This window comes from Martinezella sp. CNPSo 3732, from assembly GCF_057784515.1.
The window spans coordinates 1-16868 of the sequence record NZ_JBXSOO010000027.1; the positions used below are offsets into that span (position 1 = coordinate 1).

Here is a 16868-nt window from a genome sequence, read left to right on the forward strand (position 1 = left end):
GCCTATTTTGAAAAAAATCAAAAAACACATAACTGATTGATTCTTATGTGAGTTTTATGAATACCCCTGTGAGCTTCGTAAAAATACCCCAAAACACCGGTAGATATCCATCAGATCAAGTGAGGCGGGGCAGCAAAATGGCGGAGCCGGCCCAAGAGCTGCATCTCGACATCAGATCTCCGTCCCATGACGCTTGGCATTTATGGGAAACAGCGCACGGAATGGCTCAAAAAGCGGCTGGTTGATTTGACACTCCTGTCATAAATATGCACATCTTCGCCCCCAGCCTGCGGGCTCGCATGAAGGAAGCGGATCACGATCGGCATGATGACGGACAAGATGATGCTCCGATCGCTCGGCAACGAGCCGCCAATCCTGGCGGATGGCCGGCGGGCACCGGATCGGCGCGAGGTTTCTCTCCGTTGGCTTTCCGGCACCTTTCTGACCGGCGTCACGTCAAGCATCCTGATGGGGGTGGCATTGTTTGCCGCGCTCGACGGCCGGCAGCAACTCGCCATCCCTGCGGAAGCCTATGCGACGGTCGATAGTCATAATGCTGCCGATGATCAGGTCACACGCGGTGGCCGGCTGATTTCCACGGCAATCGCCTCAAAACCTTCCGACCGCAATATTCTGGAAGTGTCGACCGTTGTGCGCGATGGCGACAAGGAGGTGGTGCGCCGCCAGCCTTTCGCCCATGTGAAGATTGCCCTCGCCACCAACCGCATCGCCAGCGAGAGCTACCCGCCCTTCGATCCTTTGGCAATCTTTTCGACGGACGACAACATACCGCAGCCGGCCAACAAGACCGGAGCCATCTACGGATCGGACGTCGAATCCGAAGTCAGCCTGAAAACGATTGCCTTTCCCACCAAGGATATTCCCTTCCAGCTCGCCGGCTCCATGTCGCTCGATGAGGTCGAGGAGAATGTCCGTTCCAACGGCTCGGTGCTGGCCGACGGGAACACCCAGCTTTCCGCGCTCTATTATGTCGACCCGCGCCGTTTCGCCAATGATGATTCCGATGTCGACCTGACGGCGGGCCTTGCTGCCCGCATCGTGGAAGAGAACATGTCCGTTTCCGCCCCAGAAGCCGTGACCGCGCAGACGGAAGAATTTGCCGACGACATCATTCCCGTCCGCGAAAACATGTCGATTGCCACAGCGCTGACCGGATCCGGTTACCTCAAGGCCGACGCGGACGATGTCGCAGCCAAGATCCAGCCGCTCTTCGGTTCGGCCGACGTCTCCGCCGGCGACGTGCTGCGCATCGGCATTCTGCAGAAGGGCGAGCAGGCAAAAATCATCCGCGCCAGCATCTATCGCGGCACGAAACACCTGCTGACAGTCGCGCAGAACGACCGAGGCGACTTCGTTGCCGGCAACGCACCGCCGATGCTCGATGCCATCTCGACGGCTTTCGACAACGACACGCCCGCCCTGGCGGCCGGCCGCGACCTGCCGAGTGTCTATGACGGCATCTATCGCGCCGCCCTTTCCTACGGCATGACCAAGGAGATGGTGGCGCAGATCGTCAAGCTGCTTGCGAGCAACGTCGATTTCCAGGCACAATTGAAGCCGACGGATTCACTGGAAGCCTTCTTCTCGGTCACAGACGACAAGGGACAGGCGACGGCCGATTCCGAACTGCTCTACGTCAACGCCCGGTTCGGCGATAACGTGACCCGCTTCTACCGCTTCGAGGATCCGACGGATCACTCGATCGATTACTTCGACGAAAACGGCAAGAGCATCCGGCAGTTCCTGCTGCGCAATCCCGTTCCCACCGGTGTCTTCAAATCCGGCTTCGGCATGCGCCGCCACCCCATCCTCGGCTTTGCCCGCATGCATACCGGTGTAGACTGGTCCGCACCGCGCGGTACGCCGATCATCGCTGCCGGCAACGGCATTGTCGAAAAGGCCGGCTGGGATTCCGGCGGCTTTGGCAATCAGACCTTGATCCGGCATGCGAACGGCTACGTCTCCTCCTACAATCACCAGAGTGCCATCGCCAAGGGCGTGGTCCCCGGCGCAAAGGTGGTGCAGGGACAGGTGATCGGCTTCATCGGCTCGACTGGTCTCGCGACGGGCCCCCACCTGCACTATGAGCTGATCGTCAACGGTACGAAGGTCGACCCGTTGCGCATCCGCCTTCCCGGCGGCAAATCGCTTGAAGGCGATCCGCTTGCCAAATTCCAGGAAGAGCGTAAGCGCATCGATACACTGCTGACCGACGAGAAGACGAAGCAGATCGCCAGCAAATAGCTGCAGCCGCTCGGCCACTTCATGCTGGGGCTGCGCTGCGGCCGATAGCAAAATGGCGGCCCGAGGACCGCCATCCGCATTTATTCAATCGCCGCAGCTTAGGCCGCTTCGTTTACCGCCTGGCGCGCACGGAACAACAGCCGGTCCGAACCGCTGGTGACCTTGACGAGCGAACCATCCGGAATTTGACCCGAAAGGATCTGTTCGGCGAGCGGATCCTGGACGTATTTCTGGATCACCCGCTTCAGCGGCCGTGCACCATAGACCGGATCGTAACCCTTGTTGGCGAGCCAGTTGCGGGCATCGTCATCGAGTTCGAGCGTGATCTTGCGCTCCGACAGCAGCTTCAGCAGTCGTTCCAGCTGGATATCGACGATCGCGCCCATCTCATCACGCTTCAGGCGGTGGAACAGGATGATCTCGTCGATACGGTTCAGGAATTCCGGCCGGAAATGCGACCGGACAACGTCCATCACCTGCTCGCGCACCAGATCGCTGTCATCGCCATCCTTCAGCTGGGTCAGATATTCGGCACCCAGATTGGAGGTCATGATGATCATCGTGTTGCGGAAGTCGACCGTGCGGCCCTGTCCGTCCGTCAAACGCCCGTCATCCAGAACCTGGAGCAGGATATTGAAGACATCTGGATGCGCCTTCTCGATCTCGTCGAACAGCACGACCTGATAGGGTCGGCGACGGACGGCTTCGGTGAGTGCCCCGCCTTCCTCATAGCCGACATAGCCCGGAGGAGCACCGATCAACCGAGCCACGGAATGCTTTTCCATGTACTCGGACATGTCGATACGCACCATCGCGGTGTCATCGTCGAAGAGGAAGCGGGCAAGCGCCTTCGTCAACTCCGTCTTGCCGACGCCGGTCGGGCCAAGGAAGATGAACGAGCCGATCGGCCGGTTCGGATCCTGCAGGCCGGCCCGCGAGCGGCGGACGGCACGGGAAACGGCCTGAACGGCGTCGCCCTGGCCGACGACCCACTTCGCCAGTTCGTCTTCCATCCGAAGCAGCTTGTCGCGCTCACCTTCCAGCATCTTGTCCACGGGAATCCCGGTCCAGCGGGAAACCACCTGGGCGATGTTGTCGGCAGTGACGACTTCCTGCACCATGGAATCGCGGGCACTATCCTGCTCTTCCGCGGTGTGAAGTTCCTTCTCAAGATTGGGGATCACGCCATAGGCGAGCTCGCCGGCACGCTGGAATTCCCCCTTGCGCTGGGCGATGGCGAGTTCGTTGCGGGCGTCGTCGAGCTGCTTCTTCAGATCGGCGGCAAGACCGAGCTTCTGCTTTTCGGCCTGCCAGCGCGCGGTCAGCGCATCGGCTTCCTCTTCCAGCGAAGCAAGATCCGTTTCCAGCCTCTTCAGCCGGTCGGCGGAAGACTGGTCGGTTTCCTTCTTCAGCGCCTCGCGCTCGATCTTCAGCTGGATGATGCGACGATCGAGTTCGTCGAGCTCTTCCGGCTTCGAATCCACCTGCATACGCAGACGCGCTGCAGCTTCGTCCATCAGGTCAATGGCCTTGTCCGGCAGAAAGCGGTCGGTGATGTAGCGGTTCGACAGGGTGGCAGCAGCCACCAGCGCGGCATCGGCGATGCGCACCTTGTGATGCTGTTCGTATTTTTCCTTCAAGCCGCGCAGGATCGAGATCGTGTCTTCGACCGTCGGTTCCTCGACCATGACGGGCTGGAAGCGGCGGGCAAGGGCCGGATCCTTCTCGACATGCTTGCGATATTCATCGAGCGTGGTCGCGCCGACGCAGTGAAGTTCGCCACGCGCAAGGGCGGGTTTCAGGAGGTTGGACGCATCCATCGCGCCATCCGCCTTGCCGGCACCGACCAGCGTGTGCATCTCGTCGATGAACAGGATGATCTCACCGTTTTCCGACTGCACTTCGTTGAGCACAGCCTTCAGCCGCTCTTCAAATTCACCGCGGAACTTCGCACCGGCTATCAGCGCGCCCATGTCGAGCGCCATAAGCTTCTTGTCCTTCAAGGATTCCGGCACGTCGCCATTGACAATACGCAACGCCAGGCCTTCAACGATCGCCGTCTTGCCGACGCCGGGCTCGCCGATCAGCACGGGATTGTTCTTCGTGCGGCGGGAAAGGACCTGGATCGTGCGGCGAATTTCGTCGTCACGGCCGATAACCGGGTCGAGCTTGGCTTCGCGGGCCTCGGCGGTGAGGTCGCGTGCATATTTCTTCAGGGAATCGAAGCCCTGCTCCGCATTGGCGGAGTCAGCCGTGCGCCCCTTACGGATATCGTTGATGACCTGATTGAGGGCAACAGGCGTTACGCCTGCATTTTTCAGCGTCGCCGAGGTTGAAGCCGTAGGTTCGATCGCCAGTGCCTGCAAAAGACGCTCAACGGTGACGAAACTGTCACCCGACTTCTTCGCGGCATCTTCGGCAGTGGCGAAGACCTTGGCGAGCGGCTGTGAGAGATAGACCTGGCCGTCGCCACCGGAAACCTTCGGCAGCTTGGCAAGCGCGGCATCATTGGCAATGCGGGCAGCCTTGGCATCACCGCCGGCCCGTTCGATCAACGAGGCAGCCATGCCCTGGTCGTCGTCCAAGAGAACCTTGAGAACGTGCTCGGGCGTGAACTGCTGATTACCCTGTGCAAGCGCATTAGTTTGGGCGGATTGCAGGAAACCGCGTACCCGCTCGGAGTATTTTTCAATATTCATATGAGACCTCCATGAATCGCTCTGCCCGGATCCGGCACAGACCGATGATTGAGATTGAGCCCCCTCTAGAGGCAGGCCCCGCCTTTCCGCCATTGAGATTTGCGGCAAGACAACTGGAGAGAATATGGGAGGGTATTTGAAGAGTTTAAAGGGTGCAAAACGCGAAAAAGGCGCGTGGCTTATTAGCCAGTTCACCCAGCTGAACCTTGGCTTCGACAGTTCGACGATAGCGACTCGTTCCCTCTCGCTACCTGATGATCACTTCGTCCTTTTCATACGCCCATAGCAAAACGGCAACGGCAGCGCATCTCGCGCTGCCGTTGCCGTTTCAATTTCTACCGTCCGCGCCCGAAAGCGCACGGGCCTTATTCCGAGGCAACATCCGCCAGAGCAGGAGTGTCGCCCGAGGCGGCTTCGCCCTGATCTTCGCCTTCGCCCGATGCAGCGCTGCGGCGCGGCTGGCGGCGCGGGCGATTGCCGCCTGCACTACGGCGACGCGGCTGACGCTCGGTTGCGGCCACTGCCGGGGTTTCCTCTTCGATCGCCACTTCGGCCGGGATGCCTTCGATTACCGGTTGCGGACCCGTACCGTTGATGGTTTCGGGCTCGCGAGCAGGCGCCGCAACAGCGGCTGGAGCAGCCTGCTGCTGGCGAACGTGAGGCTGAGCCATCTGCGGTTGATCGTCGATCTCCTGCGCATCCATATCGTCGATGTCGCGCTCGGCATTATCGCGGTCATTGTAGTTGTGATGATCGTCGCGCTGGTAGCGCTCCTGCATCTGCGCCTGCGCGCTGGCAATGATCCGATTGTAGTGCTCGGCATGCTGCAGGTAGTTTTCCGCCATAACGCGGTCGCCGGAGCTTTGAGCATCGCGAGCCAAGGCCGCGTACTTCTCGGCGATGTGCTGTGCGGTTCCGCGGATTTTCACATCGGGACCGGAGCTGTCGTAAGTCCTGGTCAGCGGGTTCGAGCCCTTGCGGTTGAAATTGTTGTTGTTATTTCCGCCGCCGCCGCCGTTGTTGTTATTACCACGCCCCCGACCGCGCTTGTTCTGCTGTCCTGGCCTCATAGATCCTTCACCTGAATTCTCTTCGTTGGGATAAAAATCATACACGACACCTGCTGCCGCGGTTCGGACATTCCCGAACCAGGGCCTGCGTGCCGCAAGCAAACTGCGCTTTAGCGCCGGTCTGCCGCTCGACTACGTCAGATTAAACTGATCACGCATTGGGTTATCTTCAACCTTTGACACTCTTACCAAAGAGCGGATCCCCGAGGCTGTCCAAGATAAGCGAATCGTCTCGCTCATTCCCAGCCGCCCAACGCGTGAGCGCAACCTATATTGCTTCCTCAGGAAATCCAAGCTTTTTCTTTGCGATAACAACAGGGTCCCACAAATCCGCTGCAAAACGTCGCGTTAATGTTGAAATTCAAACACAAGAACCCGGTCGTTCTGGCCGTAGTCACGAGCCGCCTCGACAAGGGAAAATCCTGCTCCTTCAAAAATCGAAGTCACCGTTTCACGCTGATCGTAGCCGATCTCCACACCAATCATACCATTCTGATATAGAAATCGAGCCGCATCCTTTGCGATCGCCCTGTATGCATCCAGCCCGTCAAAGCCCCCATCAAGGGCTGTGGGAGGATCGAAATCCTTTACTTCTGGAGCGAGAGTGGAAATGACACTAGACGCAATATAGGGCGGATTTGAGACAATCACATGAAAACGTTCGTGGATGGCTTCAAACCAGCTTCCCTGCGCAGTTCTGAACCGCGCCGCCAAGCCATTTCGCTCCGCGTTCCCGCGAGCGGTTTCCAGCGCTTCGCTGGAAATGTCGGAACCCACACCCGTCGCTTTGGGGCATTCATGAAGCAGAGCCAGACAAATGGCCCCAGTACCCGTTCCGATGTCAAGTATATGGATATTGCCGATCTGGGATTCAAGACGCCTGACATGCGGCAGCATCGTATCGACGAGAATTTCCGTATCGGGCCGCGGTTCGAGCGTCGCAGCCGAAAGCCGCAGCGACAGGCCATAGAATTCCCGCTCGCCGAGAATGCGATAGACCGGCTCGTGCTTGAGCCGGCGAGCGATCGCCGCGCGTACCATCACCGTATCATCCTCAGACACGGACTCGGAACCGTGCGTCACGAGCCCAGTCGCGGAAAGATGCAGAAGACCGCCGACAAGAATGCGTGCTTCCGTGGCGGGATCATCGAGATCGGCCTCGGCAAAACGCACGCGCACCTCCTGCAGGAGCCCGGATATGGTTGGCCCCTGCCCGCCGCTCATGCCTGTTCGCCGAGCTGGGCGAGCTGGCTCGCCTGGTAATCCGCCAGCAGTGCGTCGACCACCTCGTCGATCTCGCCCACCATCATCCGATCGAGCTTGTAGAGTGTCAGGTTAATGCGGTGATCGGTGACGCGCCCCTGCGGGAAATTATAGGTGCGGATGCGTTCGGAGCGGTCGCCGGAGCCGACCTGGCTCTTGCGGTCGGCGGAACGCTCGCTATCGGCGCGCTGACGCTCCATGTCAAAGAGGCGCGAACGCAGCACCTGCATGGCCTTGGCGCGGTTCTGATGCTGCGACTTTTCCGAGCTCGTGACGACGATGCCGGAGGGAAGATGCGTGATACGCACCGCAGAGTCGGTCGTATTGACGTGCTGGCCGCCGGCACCCGAAGAGCGCATGGTGTCGATGCGGATATCCTCGGGTCGAATCTCGATATCGATTTCTTCGGCTTCCGGCAACACGGCGACGGTCGCCGCCGAGGTGTGGATACGGCCACTGGCTTCGGTTTCCGGCACGCGCTGTACGCGATGGACGCCGGATTCGAACTTCAACCGGGAAAACACGCCCTTGCCGCTGATGGTGGCAATGATTTCCTTAAAGCCGCCCGCTTCGCCGTCGCTGGCGGAGAGAACCTCCACCTTCCAGCCATTGGCGGCCGCGAAACGTTCATACATACGGAAGAGATCGCCAGCGAAAAGGGCTGCCTCGGAACCGCCGGTGCCGGCGCGGATTTCCAGGATCGCGCTCTTCTCGTCGGCGGCATCCTTCGGCAGAAGCTCGATCTGGATGTCCTTTTCCAGCGTCTCGATGCGCTCCTTGACCTCAGGCAGTTCCATCTCGGCAAGATCGCGCATCTCGCGATCGACCGACTTGTCGGAGAGCATAGTTTCGAGATCGGCAGCCTCGGCAAGGGCGCGCTCATAGTCGCGGATCTTGATGACGACCGGCTGCAGTTCGGAATATTCGGAAGCAAGCTTCACATAGACATCCGCGGCCGGACCGGCGGACATGCGCGCCTCGATCTCGCCGAAGCGGCGTTCCAATTCGCGCATTTTTTCAACAGGGAGCTTCGCCACCCTCTACTCCAATTCTTCTTATTATCTCTGCTTTGATGTCGTGATGCGCATGATACTGCCTGCAAACCGCTTCGTGTTTTTCAGGATCACGCGCTAAAGCGGAATATTGTGGCTCTCGGCAAAGCGTACAAGGATATCCCGCATGGAACTCGTCGGCTGCTTGTCATCAAGTGCGGCCTCCATGACCTCGGACAGAGCTTTGAGATCAAGTCCAAGCAGCATTGCCTTGACCGGCCCGATCGAGGCCGGCGACATCGAAACCGAGCGGAAACCGATGCCGAGCAGGGCCATGGCCGAAATCGTCTTGCCCGCCAGTTCGCCGCAAAGCGTCACCGGCGTCTTGTTGCGTTCGCCAGCGCGCACAATATCGCGCAGGATGCGCAGGAACGGCCGCTCGAGCGGATCGAAGCGATCCGAAACGCGGGCATTGCCGCGATCGACAGCCATCGAGAACTGGAACAGGTCGTTGGAGCCCACGGAGACGAAATCGACTTCCGCCATCAGCTCATCCAGCTGCCACAAGAGCGCTGGCACCTCAAGCATGGCGCCGAACTGCAGCTTGCGCGGCAGGCCATGCCCGAAGCGCGAGAGGTGCTGCACTTCCTTCTGCAGGAGTTCGCGCACCGCTCTGATCTCGGAGACTTCCGTAACCATCGGCACCATCATCTTCAATTCGTTGTCGGCTGCAGCTTTCAGCATGGCCCTCAGCTGTGTGCGCAACAGGCCGGGACGATCGAGCGAGAGGCGGATGGCGCGCCAGCCGAGCGCGGGATTTTCTTCCTCATGCGCGCGGAAATAAGGAACGACCTTGTCGCCGCCGATGTCGAGCGTGCGGAAGGTGACGACGCGCCCGCCGGCCTGCTTCATGACATTGCGATAGAAGGCTTCCTGCTCATCCGCCTTCGGCATGGTCGAAGCGATCATGAACTGCAGCTCGGTGCGGAACAGGCCGATACCCTCCGCGCCTGATTCGGAAAGCTGCGGCAGGTCGACCAAGAGACCGGCATTCATCAGCAGAGAAATGCGCTGCCCGTCCTTGGTCACCGGCTCGACGGAACGCAGCGCACGGAACTGCTCCTGCCGACGGGCGCGGAACCGCACCTTTTCCTCATAGGAGCGTTGATGATCGGCCATCGGCCGCAGATGCACATGACCGCCATCGCCATCGATGATGACCGGATCGCCGTTTTCCGCCAGCGCGACAACGCCTACCGCCTGTCCAACGACCGGAATGCCCATGGCACGCGCCACGATGACGACATGACTCGTGACCGCGCCCTCTTCCAGCACAAGACCGCGGATATTGGCGCGCGGATAATCGAGAAGCTCTGCCGCACCCATGGCGCGTGCGAAGATGACCGCATCGTTGGGGAAGCCTTCGGCGCTGGTGCGGCCCGAATGGCCGATGAGCTGCCGAAGCAGCCGGTTCGCCAGATCTTCGAAATCGTGCATGCGTTCGCGCAGATAGGGATCGGTCAGGCGCATCATGCGCGCCTTTGTGTCACTCTGCACCTTTTCGACGGCAGCTTCGGCGGTCAGGCCGTTGCGGACAGCTTCCTCCAGCTTGCGTACCCAGCCCTGGTCGTGCGCGAACATGCGATAGGTCTCAAGCACCTCGCGATGCTCACCTTCCATGGACACGTCGCGGCGCGACAGCATGTCGTCGATCGAAATACGCAGCGAACCGAGTGCCTCGGCGAGACGGCCGATTTCCTTGTCGGCATCCTCGTTCAGCAGGTTGGTGACGACGATGCGCGGCTCGTGCAGCACGACATAGCCGAGGCCGATGCCTTCATTGTAGCTGTCGCCATCGATGGTGACGGAGCGGGTAAGATCGAGTTCCAGGCCGGGCTTGGTGATCTTCTTCAGCTCGCCGGTCGCGATCATCTCGGCCAGCACCATGGCCGTCGTTTCGAGCGCCTCCAGCTCTTCCTCGCGATAATTGCGGCTCGCCTTGTTCTGAACGACGAGAACGCCGAGCGACCGCCCGGTGCGCAGGATCGGCACGCCCAGGAAGGAATGATAAATCTCTTCGCCGGTTTCCGGCAGGTAGCGATAGGCGGGATGCGATTGCGCGTCCGAAAGATTGAGAGGCTGAGCGGAAGCCGCAATCGTACCGACGAGGCCTTGCCCCATCTTCAATTGCGAAAGGTGGACGGCCTCTTTATTCAGGCCCTCGGTGGCATAAAGTTCAAGGACACCGTCGGCGCGCAGCACATAGACCGAGCAAACCTCGGCAACCATGTTGCTGGCAATCTGGCGGACGATCCGGTCAAGGCGCTCCTGCGGCTCCAGCGGCTCCGCCATCAATTCGCGTAGCCGCTTGAGCAGAACGCGTGGACCGCCGGATAGGTCTCTCATTGCGCCACTAGCTCCCGAATCAAGATGTCATGCCCGTCTTGCCCACGTCAGGGCCGGCCGAAACTCGCCTCCGTCACGGTCCGTCGTCAGCAGTCGTGACTCAACTCTTATCCAGACCGTAGCAGGAATGCAAAGTCCTGACTGCGAGTTCTGCATAAGGACCGTCGATCAGGATGGAAATCTTGATTTCTGACGTCGTAATAGCCTTGATGTTGATGCCTTTTTCGGCAAGTGCCCTGAAAGCGGTCGCAGCCACGCCCGCATGCGAGCGCATGCCGATACCGATGACCGAAACCTTGACCAGACCTGATTCGCTCTGGACAACGTCGTAGCCGATCTTTTCCTTGTTTTCGCCGAGAACGCGCAGCGCCTTCTCGACGTCCCCCGAGGGGACCGTGAAGGTCATATCGGTCTTGGAGCCGTCTTCGGAAATGTTCTGGACGATCATGTCGACGTTGATGTGGTTTTCGGCCAGCGGCCCGAAGATCGCGGCGGAAACACCCGGCCGGTCGGCAAGACGACGCAGCGAGATCTGAGCCTCATCCTTGGCATAGGCAATGCCGGTGACTACTTCCTGTTCCACGATTTCTTCCTCGTCACAAATCAGCGTTCCGGGCGGATTAAGCAGATCGCCCATGCCCGGAGCATCGGGATCCTCGAAAGAAGAGCGCACGAAAGTGCGGACCTTGAACACCATGGCAAGCTCGACCGAGCGCACCTGCAGCACCTTCGCGCCGAGAGACGCCATTTCGAGCATTTCCTCGAAGGCGATCTTCTTGAGGCGGCGCGCCTTCGGCTCAATGCGCGGATCGGTCGTGTAAACGCCATCGACATCAGTATAGATATCACAGCGGTCGGCCTTGACGGCGGCGGCGATCGCAACGGCTGACGTGTCGGAGCCGCCGCGGCCGAGCGTCGAGAGGCGGTTGTCGGGGCCGAGCCCCTGGAAGCCGGCGACGACAGCAACCTGGCCCTCACCCATGCGGCGGATGATGTCCTCGCCCTCGATCTCGAGAATACGGGCGGCCCCATGGGCGTTGTCGGTGCGGATCGGGATCTGCCAGCCCTGCCAGGAGCGGGCGTTGATGCCCATCGCCTGCAGCGCAATCGCCAGAAGGCCAGACGTGACCTGCTCGCCCGAAGCCACGACGGCATCATATTCACGCGCATCATAGATCGAATGATTGGCGCCGGCGACCTTGGGCATGTTCTGGACCCATCCAACAAGCTCGTTGGTCTTGCCGGACATGGCGGAAACGACGACTGCCACTTCGTGACCGGCATCGACCTCGCGTTTCACATGGCGTGCGACGTTCTTGATACGGTCCAGATCCGCGACGGAGGTCCCGCCGAATTTCATCACGATGCGTGCCATGTGCCTCTACCAGTACCCTGCGCCGGGCGGCCGAATGCGGAAAGCCCGACATGCAAAATCGCCCTCCCGGTTCGGTAGCCGGAAAAGCGTGATCTCAATGGGGCCGTCTCTTAGCGAGTTTGTCGGGCAGGCGCAATAGCATCGGACGCCAGAGGCGATGAAAAGCTTACCCTAAAAATCCACTTTTAAGGTCGACCAGAGCTTGTCGAGAATGCCCCCTTCCTTGGGGATATTTTCTTTGTTGAGGAAGGTGGCGACAAGCACGCCGCCTTCCGGCCGGCCGGTCGCGACGATCTCATACTCCATGACGTCGTCGTCCGTGGTCGTCTCGGCCTTTACGCCCTTCAGCACGGTGCCGCTCGGCAATGTGCGCTGGGTCGCTCGCTTGCTGATTTTCGCGCCGCCATTGATGCTCTCCTGCACCATCTGCTGGAGTACGACATCGGTATAGCTGGAAGGGTTGAGACCTTTATAGACCTGCACGATGATGCCTGTGCCGATCGGCGTCATCAGCGCATATTGCTGCACGCCGTCGCCGAGATCCGTCTTTGCGACCGTGAACTTGCCGTCATGATCGAAGGAGAATTTGCCGCCGGTGAAGGTCACCGTCTCGCTGCGCTGCAGCTCCACCGGGACCTTGCGGCCATCCTTCATGGTGACTTCAAGCGTATCGCCGGGATTGATGCCGACGCTGACTCCATCGATCGTCAGGCGGAACCCCTTGCCGTCCCCGGCATTTGCATGGCTAGCCGCAAGCCAGCCCATGGCGACGATCGTCGCGAGACGGAATGGTCTCATGAGGAGCTCCTCTACAGGCCAGTCGATCGCAATCGATCCCGGTTCCGAAAGTCATTTCACAGCCCGGCGATTGATCGGCCATAAGATACCTCCATGTCAACCTCCGCATCGCAATTCGCATCTTGCGATCGAGATGCCCCACAGCCGATCGGTGGCCACAGGCCCTTGACATCGTGCATCGATCGTCCGACTTCACCCTTCGGGTAGAATTATTGCTTGCAGTCGTCCGAACCGCGGAACGACCCAAATGATGGAGTGAGCCATGAGCGAAACGGCAAAGAGCACGATCGACCAGAGCGAAGTGGACCGTTTCTCCGCCATGGCGGCCGAGTGGTGGAGCCCGACCGGCAAGTTCAAACCGCTTCACAAGTTCAATCCGGTGCGCCTCGCCTATATCCGCGACCGCGCCTGCGAGAATTTCGACCGCGATCCGAAGAGCAGCCGACCGCTTGAGGGCTTGCGCGTGCTCGACATCGGCTGCGGCGGCGGCCTGCTGTCCGAGCCGGTAGCGCGCATGGGCGCCACCGTCATCGGCGCCGACCCTTCCGAAAAGAACATCGGCATCGCCTCGACGCACGCGAAAGCCTCCGGCGTTCCGGTCGATTATCGCGCCGTCACCGCCGAACAATTAGCCGAGGCCGGCGAAACCTTCGATATCGTGCTGAACATGGAAGTGGTCGAGCATGTCGCCGACGTCGAATTCTTCCTGTCGACCTGCGCAAAAATGGTGCGACCCGGCGGCTTGATGTTCGTTGCGACCATCAACCGCACCATGAAGGCAGCGGCCCTTGCCATCTTCGCCGCCGAAAACGTGCTGCGCTGGTTGCCGCGCGGCACCCATCAATATGAAAAGCTCGTGCGTCCGGAGGAGATCGAAAAGCCGCTTGCCGCAAGTGGCCTCGAGATCACCGCCCGCACCGGCGTCTTCTATTCACCGCTGCAGGACCGCTGGAATCTCTCGAAGGACATGGATGTCAACTATATGCTGTTGGCCAAGCGGGCGAACCTGAGCTGATCGGGCGTCTGCCTCAGATCTTCAGTGTCAGCACATGTGCCAATAACTCGCCCTGCGTGGCAGCGTTGAGCGTAACGATCTCCTTGATACGAGAACGATCGATCTCAAGTGGCTGACCATCGGATCGATAGGGCTGCTTGAATGAGAACGCCCTCGGGCTTGCGCCATGATCATGAAGGTGTTCAAGGCGCTCGACCCCATCCTGCCACCGTGGAACGGCTCCAGCTTCCACCCACCAAAGGACAAGCGGCGGCCAGCTCTGCCTGACATTCCAGTGCCGCCCATGTTTCAGGGCGTCGGCATGCACGCCGCTATAGGTGAATGCCATCAGCGATTCGATATCGGCCCACAGCGATAGCGACGATGGCGCCGTCTGAAAGCCGCTGCACTCTATGAAACGCGGAAAGACCTGCTCGCCCCAACAGGCAGTGCCAGGCTCGCCGGCATAGCCGGAGCGGCCAATGAAACCTTGAGCACGCGCGGCCGCCTCGAAATTTGCCGCTTCTCGCAGCCGAAATCCCTCGACTGCGGGGCTTTCATAGGCTGCGACATGCAGCCCGAAATTATACATGGCGAGATGCTTGCCCGCGCCCGCCGGCATCAGTTGATATCGTCCGGCAGCACAGGAATGGCGGCGATCTCGATGCCTTCCTCGACGAGTGCCTGTGCCTCGTCCGGCGTCGCCTTGCCGATGATCCCGCGCGCATCTGCTTCGCCGTAGTGAATCTTGCGGGCTTCCTCGGGGAATTTCGTGCCGACATCCTCGGCAGTCGCCTTGATGGCGTCGACCGCTTCCTTGAGTTTCACCAAGGCCTGCTTGCGCGCTGCGTCCATCGCGAGCGTCTGCAACTCATCCTTCTTGCGCGCCGTCGAAACCGAAGGCGCCATCAGGAGCTTGGAGATCGCACCCGAATTACAGACCGGACAGGTGAGGAAACCGCTTGCGACCTGGCGATCAAAATCGGCGCTTTCGGAAAACCAGCCCTCGAACTCATGGGCATTGTCACAGGTAAGCGAATAACGGATCAAGCAGCGACGCCTCCAGCCGCCGGCGTCGCGATCTTCTCCAGCGAAAATTCACGCGCATTCTTCAGGTTCGGTATCTTGTCATGAGCTGACTTGACGGCAGCAATGTCGATCTCGGCGATAACGACGGCCTCGCCCGTACCGCCGGCGGATGCCAGCACCTTGCCCCAGGGATCGATAATCATCGAATGGCCGAAGGTCTCGCGGCCGTCCTCATGCTTGCCGGCCTGCGCGGCGGCGATGACGAACATGCCGTTTTCGATGGCGCGGGCGCGCAGCAGGATTTCCCAATGCGCCTCGCCGGTCTGCTTTGTGAAGGCGGCAGGCACCGTCATCACCTCGGCGCCGGCAACGGCCTGGGCGCGGAAGAGCTGCGGAAAGCGCACGTCGTAGCAGATGGAAAAGCCGAGTTGAGCAAACGGCAGCGACGCGATGCGCGCTTCCGATCCCGGCCGGTAGACGGCGCTTTCGCGCCAGCTTTCGCCATTGTCGAGATCGACATCGAACATATGGATCTTGTCGTAGCGATTGATGAGCTTACCGTCAGGACCGAAGAGGAAGCCGCGATTGGCGATCTTGCCATCATCGAGCGCAATGGCCGTCGAGCCGATGTGAAGATGGATGCCAAGCTCCTTCGCCAGGTCGGAGGCCGTCTTGACGATGATATCGTTCGGCTCGTCGCGCAGCACGGCACGCATGGCCGGCCTATCCTTCTGCACGGCACCGGTCATCTCCGGCGTCTGCACGTAGATCGCACCCTTGGAGGCGGCATCGCGCACCAAACGGGCCATATCAGCGGCGTTCTTCACCGGATCGACGCCGGAACACATCTGGATGGCAGCGGCCTTGAAGCTCATCGGTTTCTCCCTCGTCAATATGGATCAGGCAGCCAGCATCGGATCGAGCTTGCCGGCCCGGTCGAGCGCGTGGATGTCGTCGCAGCCCCCGACATGCTGACCATTGATGAAGATCTGCGGGAAGGTCGAAGCGCCATTCGCCTTGGCGATCATCTCCTGGCGCATCTCGGGCGAATAGGTAGCGTTGTGCTCTACATAATCGACGCCTTTGGATTCGAGCAGGGATTTTGCACGGGCGCAATAGCCGCAGAATTCACGCGTATAGATAACGACGGATGCCATGATCCACTCCGGAAAAGCCTATATTGACTGTCATATAAGATGGCCGACGACCCTTGCAAAGGTCAAAACAGTGACATCGGCAGCACCTGCTTTCTTCAGCGCGCGCGTGGCCGCGGCAACCGTGGCGCCGGTCGTATAAACGTCGTCGACGAGAACGATGCGCCGCCCGAATATATCGGCGGCCCGATGCTCGGAAACGGCGAAAGCGCCGCGCACATTGTCCTGCCGCGCCTTGGCTCCCAAACCCACCTGCTGGCTCGTGCGTTTGACGCGCAGGAGCGTTGCCGCCAGCAGCGGCTTGCCCGAAAGGCGGGCGATATGCCGAGCAAGCTCGGCCGCCTGATTGTACTTGCGCGCAAACAGCCGCGCCCGGTGCAGCGGCACCGGAATGATCGCATCGCAATCCGCAATCGTGCCATCGCTGGCGCGCAGCATCCAGCCGGCCATCATCGGCGCGAGATCGGTACGATCGCGATATTTCAGGCTGAGAACGAGATCCCGCACGATGCCGTCATGAACGGCAGCAGAACGCAGGCGGTCAAAGACTGGCGGATCGGCGATCGCCTCGGCGCTCAGAATTCCCACGCCGAGATCATGGGAAAACGGGCTGCCGAGCACTTCGCAATAAGGCCGCTCGATGAAGCGGATGGCGGACCAGCATGCGGGGCAAAGACCGCGATGCGCGCCGACGGAAACTCCGCAGCCTGGGCACGCCGGCGGATAGACGAGATCGGCAAGCGCCACCCACGGCCTTTTCAGCCCGGCGCCCAGCATAGACAAGGTGATTTCGCGTCCCATCATCCCCATATGATTGAGACTA

At 60.3% G+C, this 16868-nt stretch carries 14 protein-coding genes; 2 read left to right on the forward strand and 12 right to left on the reverse strand.

The features are described 5' to 3' along the window. Nucleotides 1-324: 324 nt before the first annotated feature. Entirely contained in the window at nt 325-2265 is a 1941-nt protein-coding gene (locus AC13RM_RS29055) for a M23 family metallopeptidase (RefSeq protein WP_285174905.1), read from the forward strand. Between the two features lie 98 nt (nt 2266-2363). Here the strand turns inward: AC13RM_RS29055 and clpB are convergent, their stop codons facing one another. The 7 genes from clpB to AC13RM_RS29090 all read right to left on the reverse strand — a co-directional run bounded on the left by clpB (nt 2364) and on the right by AC13RM_RS29090 (nt 12868). After that, nucleotides 2364-4964, reverse strand: coding sequence for an ATP-dependent chaperone ClpB (gene clpB, locus AC13RM_RS29060; protein ID WP_488555988.1), 2601 nt, complete (start codon nt 4962-4964; stop codon nt 2364-2366). 365 nt (nt 4965-5329) lie between these two features. Next, nucleotides 5330-6034 (reverse strand): DUF4167 domain-containing protein, encoded by a 705-nt coding sequence (locus tag AC13RM_RS29065; RefSeq protein WP_285174899.1) that lies wholly within the window; start codon nt 6032-6034, stop codon nt 5330-5332. A gap of 348 nt (nt 6035-6382) precedes the next feature. After that, the gene (gene prmC / locus AC13RM_RS29070) at nt 6383-7258 is read right to left on the reverse strand and encodes a peptide chain release factor N(5)-glutamine methyltransferase (RefSeq protein WP_285174897.1); all 876 of its coding nucleotides are present in this window, start codon (nt 7256-7258) and stop codon (nt 6383-6385) included. Continuing rightward, nucleotides 7255-8334: a peptide chain release factor 1 gene (gene prfA / locus AC13RM_RS29075; protein WP_285174895.1), complete on the reverse strand. Its 1080-nt coding sequence runs from the start codon at nt 8332-8334 to the stop codon at nt 7255-7257. The genes prmC and prfA overlap by 4 nt, the downstream gene beginning before the upstream one ends. A 93-nt stretch (nt 8335-8427) precedes the next feature. Beyond that, complete coding sequence (gene ptsP / locus AC13RM_RS29080) at nt 8428-10695, reverse strand: phosphoenolpyruvate--protein phosphotransferase (protein ID WP_113231638.1); 2268 nt, start codon at nt 10693-10695, stop codon at nt 8428-8430. A gap of 100 nt (nt 10696-10795) precedes the next feature. Further along, nucleotides 10796-12070, reverse strand: coding sequence for an aspartate kinase (locus AC13RM_RS29085; protein ID WP_113231637.1), 1275 nt, complete (start codon nt 12068-12070; stop codon nt 10796-10798). Nucleotides 12071-12241: 171 nt separating this feature from the next. Beyond that, complete coding sequence (locus tag AC13RM_RS29090) at nt 12242-12868, reverse strand: hypothetical protein (RefSeq protein WP_440478549.1); 627 nt, start codon at nt 12866-12868, stop codon at nt 12242-12244. A gap of 262 nt (nt 12869-13130) precedes the next feature. Here AC13RM_RS29090 and ubiG point away from each other — a divergent pair, with 262 nt between their 5' ends. Further along, the gene (gene ubiG, locus AC13RM_RS29095) at nt 13131-13883 is read left to right on the forward strand and encodes a bifunctional 2-polyprenyl-6-hydroxyphenol methylase/3-demethylubiquinol 3-O-methyltransferase UbiG (protein WP_113231635.1); all 753 of its coding nucleotides are present in this window, start codon (nt 13131-13133) and stop codon (nt 13881-13883) included. 13 nt (nt 13884-13896) lie between these two features. Here ubiG and AC13RM_RS29100 read toward each other — a convergent pair whose 3' ends face one another. Genes AC13RM_RS29100 through AC13RM_RS29120 form a run of 5 tightly spaced genes read right to left on the reverse strand, consistent with a single transcriptional unit; the run spans nt 13897 to nt 16855 of the window. After that, nucleotides 13897-14484 (reverse strand): DUF3291 domain-containing protein, encoded by a 588-nt coding sequence (locus tag AC13RM_RS29100; protein WP_374822744.1) that lies wholly within the window; start codon nt 14482-14484, stop codon nt 13897-13899. Further along, the gene (locus AC13RM_RS29105; protein WP_374822741.1) at nt 14484-14912 is read right to left on the reverse strand and encodes a DUF1178 family protein; all 429 of its coding nucleotides are present in this window, start codon (nt 14910-14912) and stop codon (nt 14484-14486) included. Before AC13RM_RS29105 ends, AC13RM_RS29100 begins: the two co-directional genes overlap by 1 nt. Beyond that, entirely contained in the window at nt 14909-15766 is an 858-nt protein-coding gene (locus tag AC13RM_RS29110) for a carbon-nitrogen hydrolase family protein (protein WP_374822738.1), read from the reverse strand. Before AC13RM_RS29110 ends, AC13RM_RS29105 begins: the two co-directional genes overlap by 4 nt. Before the next feature lie 24 nt (nt 15767-15790). Next, nucleotides 15791-16048: a glutaredoxin 3 gene (gene grxC, locus AC13RM_RS29115; RefSeq protein ID WP_112607655.1), complete on the reverse strand. Its 258-nt coding sequence runs from the start codon at nt 16046-16048 to the stop codon at nt 15791-15793. A 30-nt stretch (nt 16049-16078) separates the two neighbouring features. Then, entirely contained in the window at nt 16079-16855 is a 777-nt protein-coding gene (locus AC13RM_RS29120; RefSeq protein ID WP_113231631.1) for a ComF family protein, read from the reverse strand. Between the last annotated feature and the right edge of the window lie 13 nt (nt 16856-16868).

Excerpts from the sequence above, each read along its gene's own strand:
- AC13RM_RS29055 (WP_285174905.1), top strand. The coding sequence starts at position 325 with ATGATGACGGACAAGATGATGCTCCGATCGCTCGGCAACGAGCCGCCA.
- clpB (WP_488555988.1), bottom strand. The coding sequence starts at position 4,964 with ATGAATATTGAAAAATACTCCGAGCGGGTACGCGGTTTCCTGCAATCC.
- AC13RM_RS29065 (WP_285174899.1), bottom strand. The coding sequence starts at position 6,034 with ATGAGGCCAGGACAGCAGAACAAGCGCGGTCGGGGGCGTGGTAATAAC.
- prmC (WP_285174897.1), bottom strand. The coding sequence starts at position 7,258 with ATGAGCGGCGGGCAGGGGCCAACCATATCCGGGCTCCTGCAGGAGGTG.
- ptsP (WP_113231638.1), bottom strand. The coding sequence starts at position 10,695 with ATGAGAGACCTATCCGGCGGTCCACGCGTTCTGCTCAAGCGGCTACGC.
- AC13RM_RS29085 (WP_113231637.1), bottom strand. The coding sequence starts at position 12,070 with ATGGCACGCATCGTGATGAAATTCGGCGGGACCTCCGTCGCGGATCTG.
- AC13RM_RS29090 (WP_440478549.1), bottom strand. The coding sequence starts at position 12,868 with ATGAGACCATTCCGTCTCGCGACGATCGTCGCCATGGGCTGGCTTGCG.
- ubiG (WP_113231635.1), top strand. The coding sequence starts at position 13,131 with ATGAGCGAAACGGCAAAGAGCACGATCGACCAGAGCGAAGTGGACCGT.
- AC13RM_RS29100 (WP_374822744.1), bottom strand. The coding sequence starts at position 14,484 with ATGCCGGCGGGCGCGGGCAAGCATCTCGCCATGTATAATTTCGGGCTG.
- AC13RM_RS29110 (WP_374822738.1), bottom strand. The coding sequence starts at position 15,766 with ATGAGCTTCAAGGCCGCTGCCATCCAGATGTGTTCCGGCGTCGATCCG.
- grxC (WP_112607655.1), bottom strand. The coding sequence starts at position 16,048 with ATGGCATCCGTCGTTATCTATACGCGTGAATTCTGCGGCTATTGCGCC.
- AC13RM_RS29120 (WP_113231631.1), bottom strand. The coding sequence starts at position 16,855 with ATGGGGATGATGGGACGCGAAATCACCTTGTCTATGCTGGGCGCCGGG.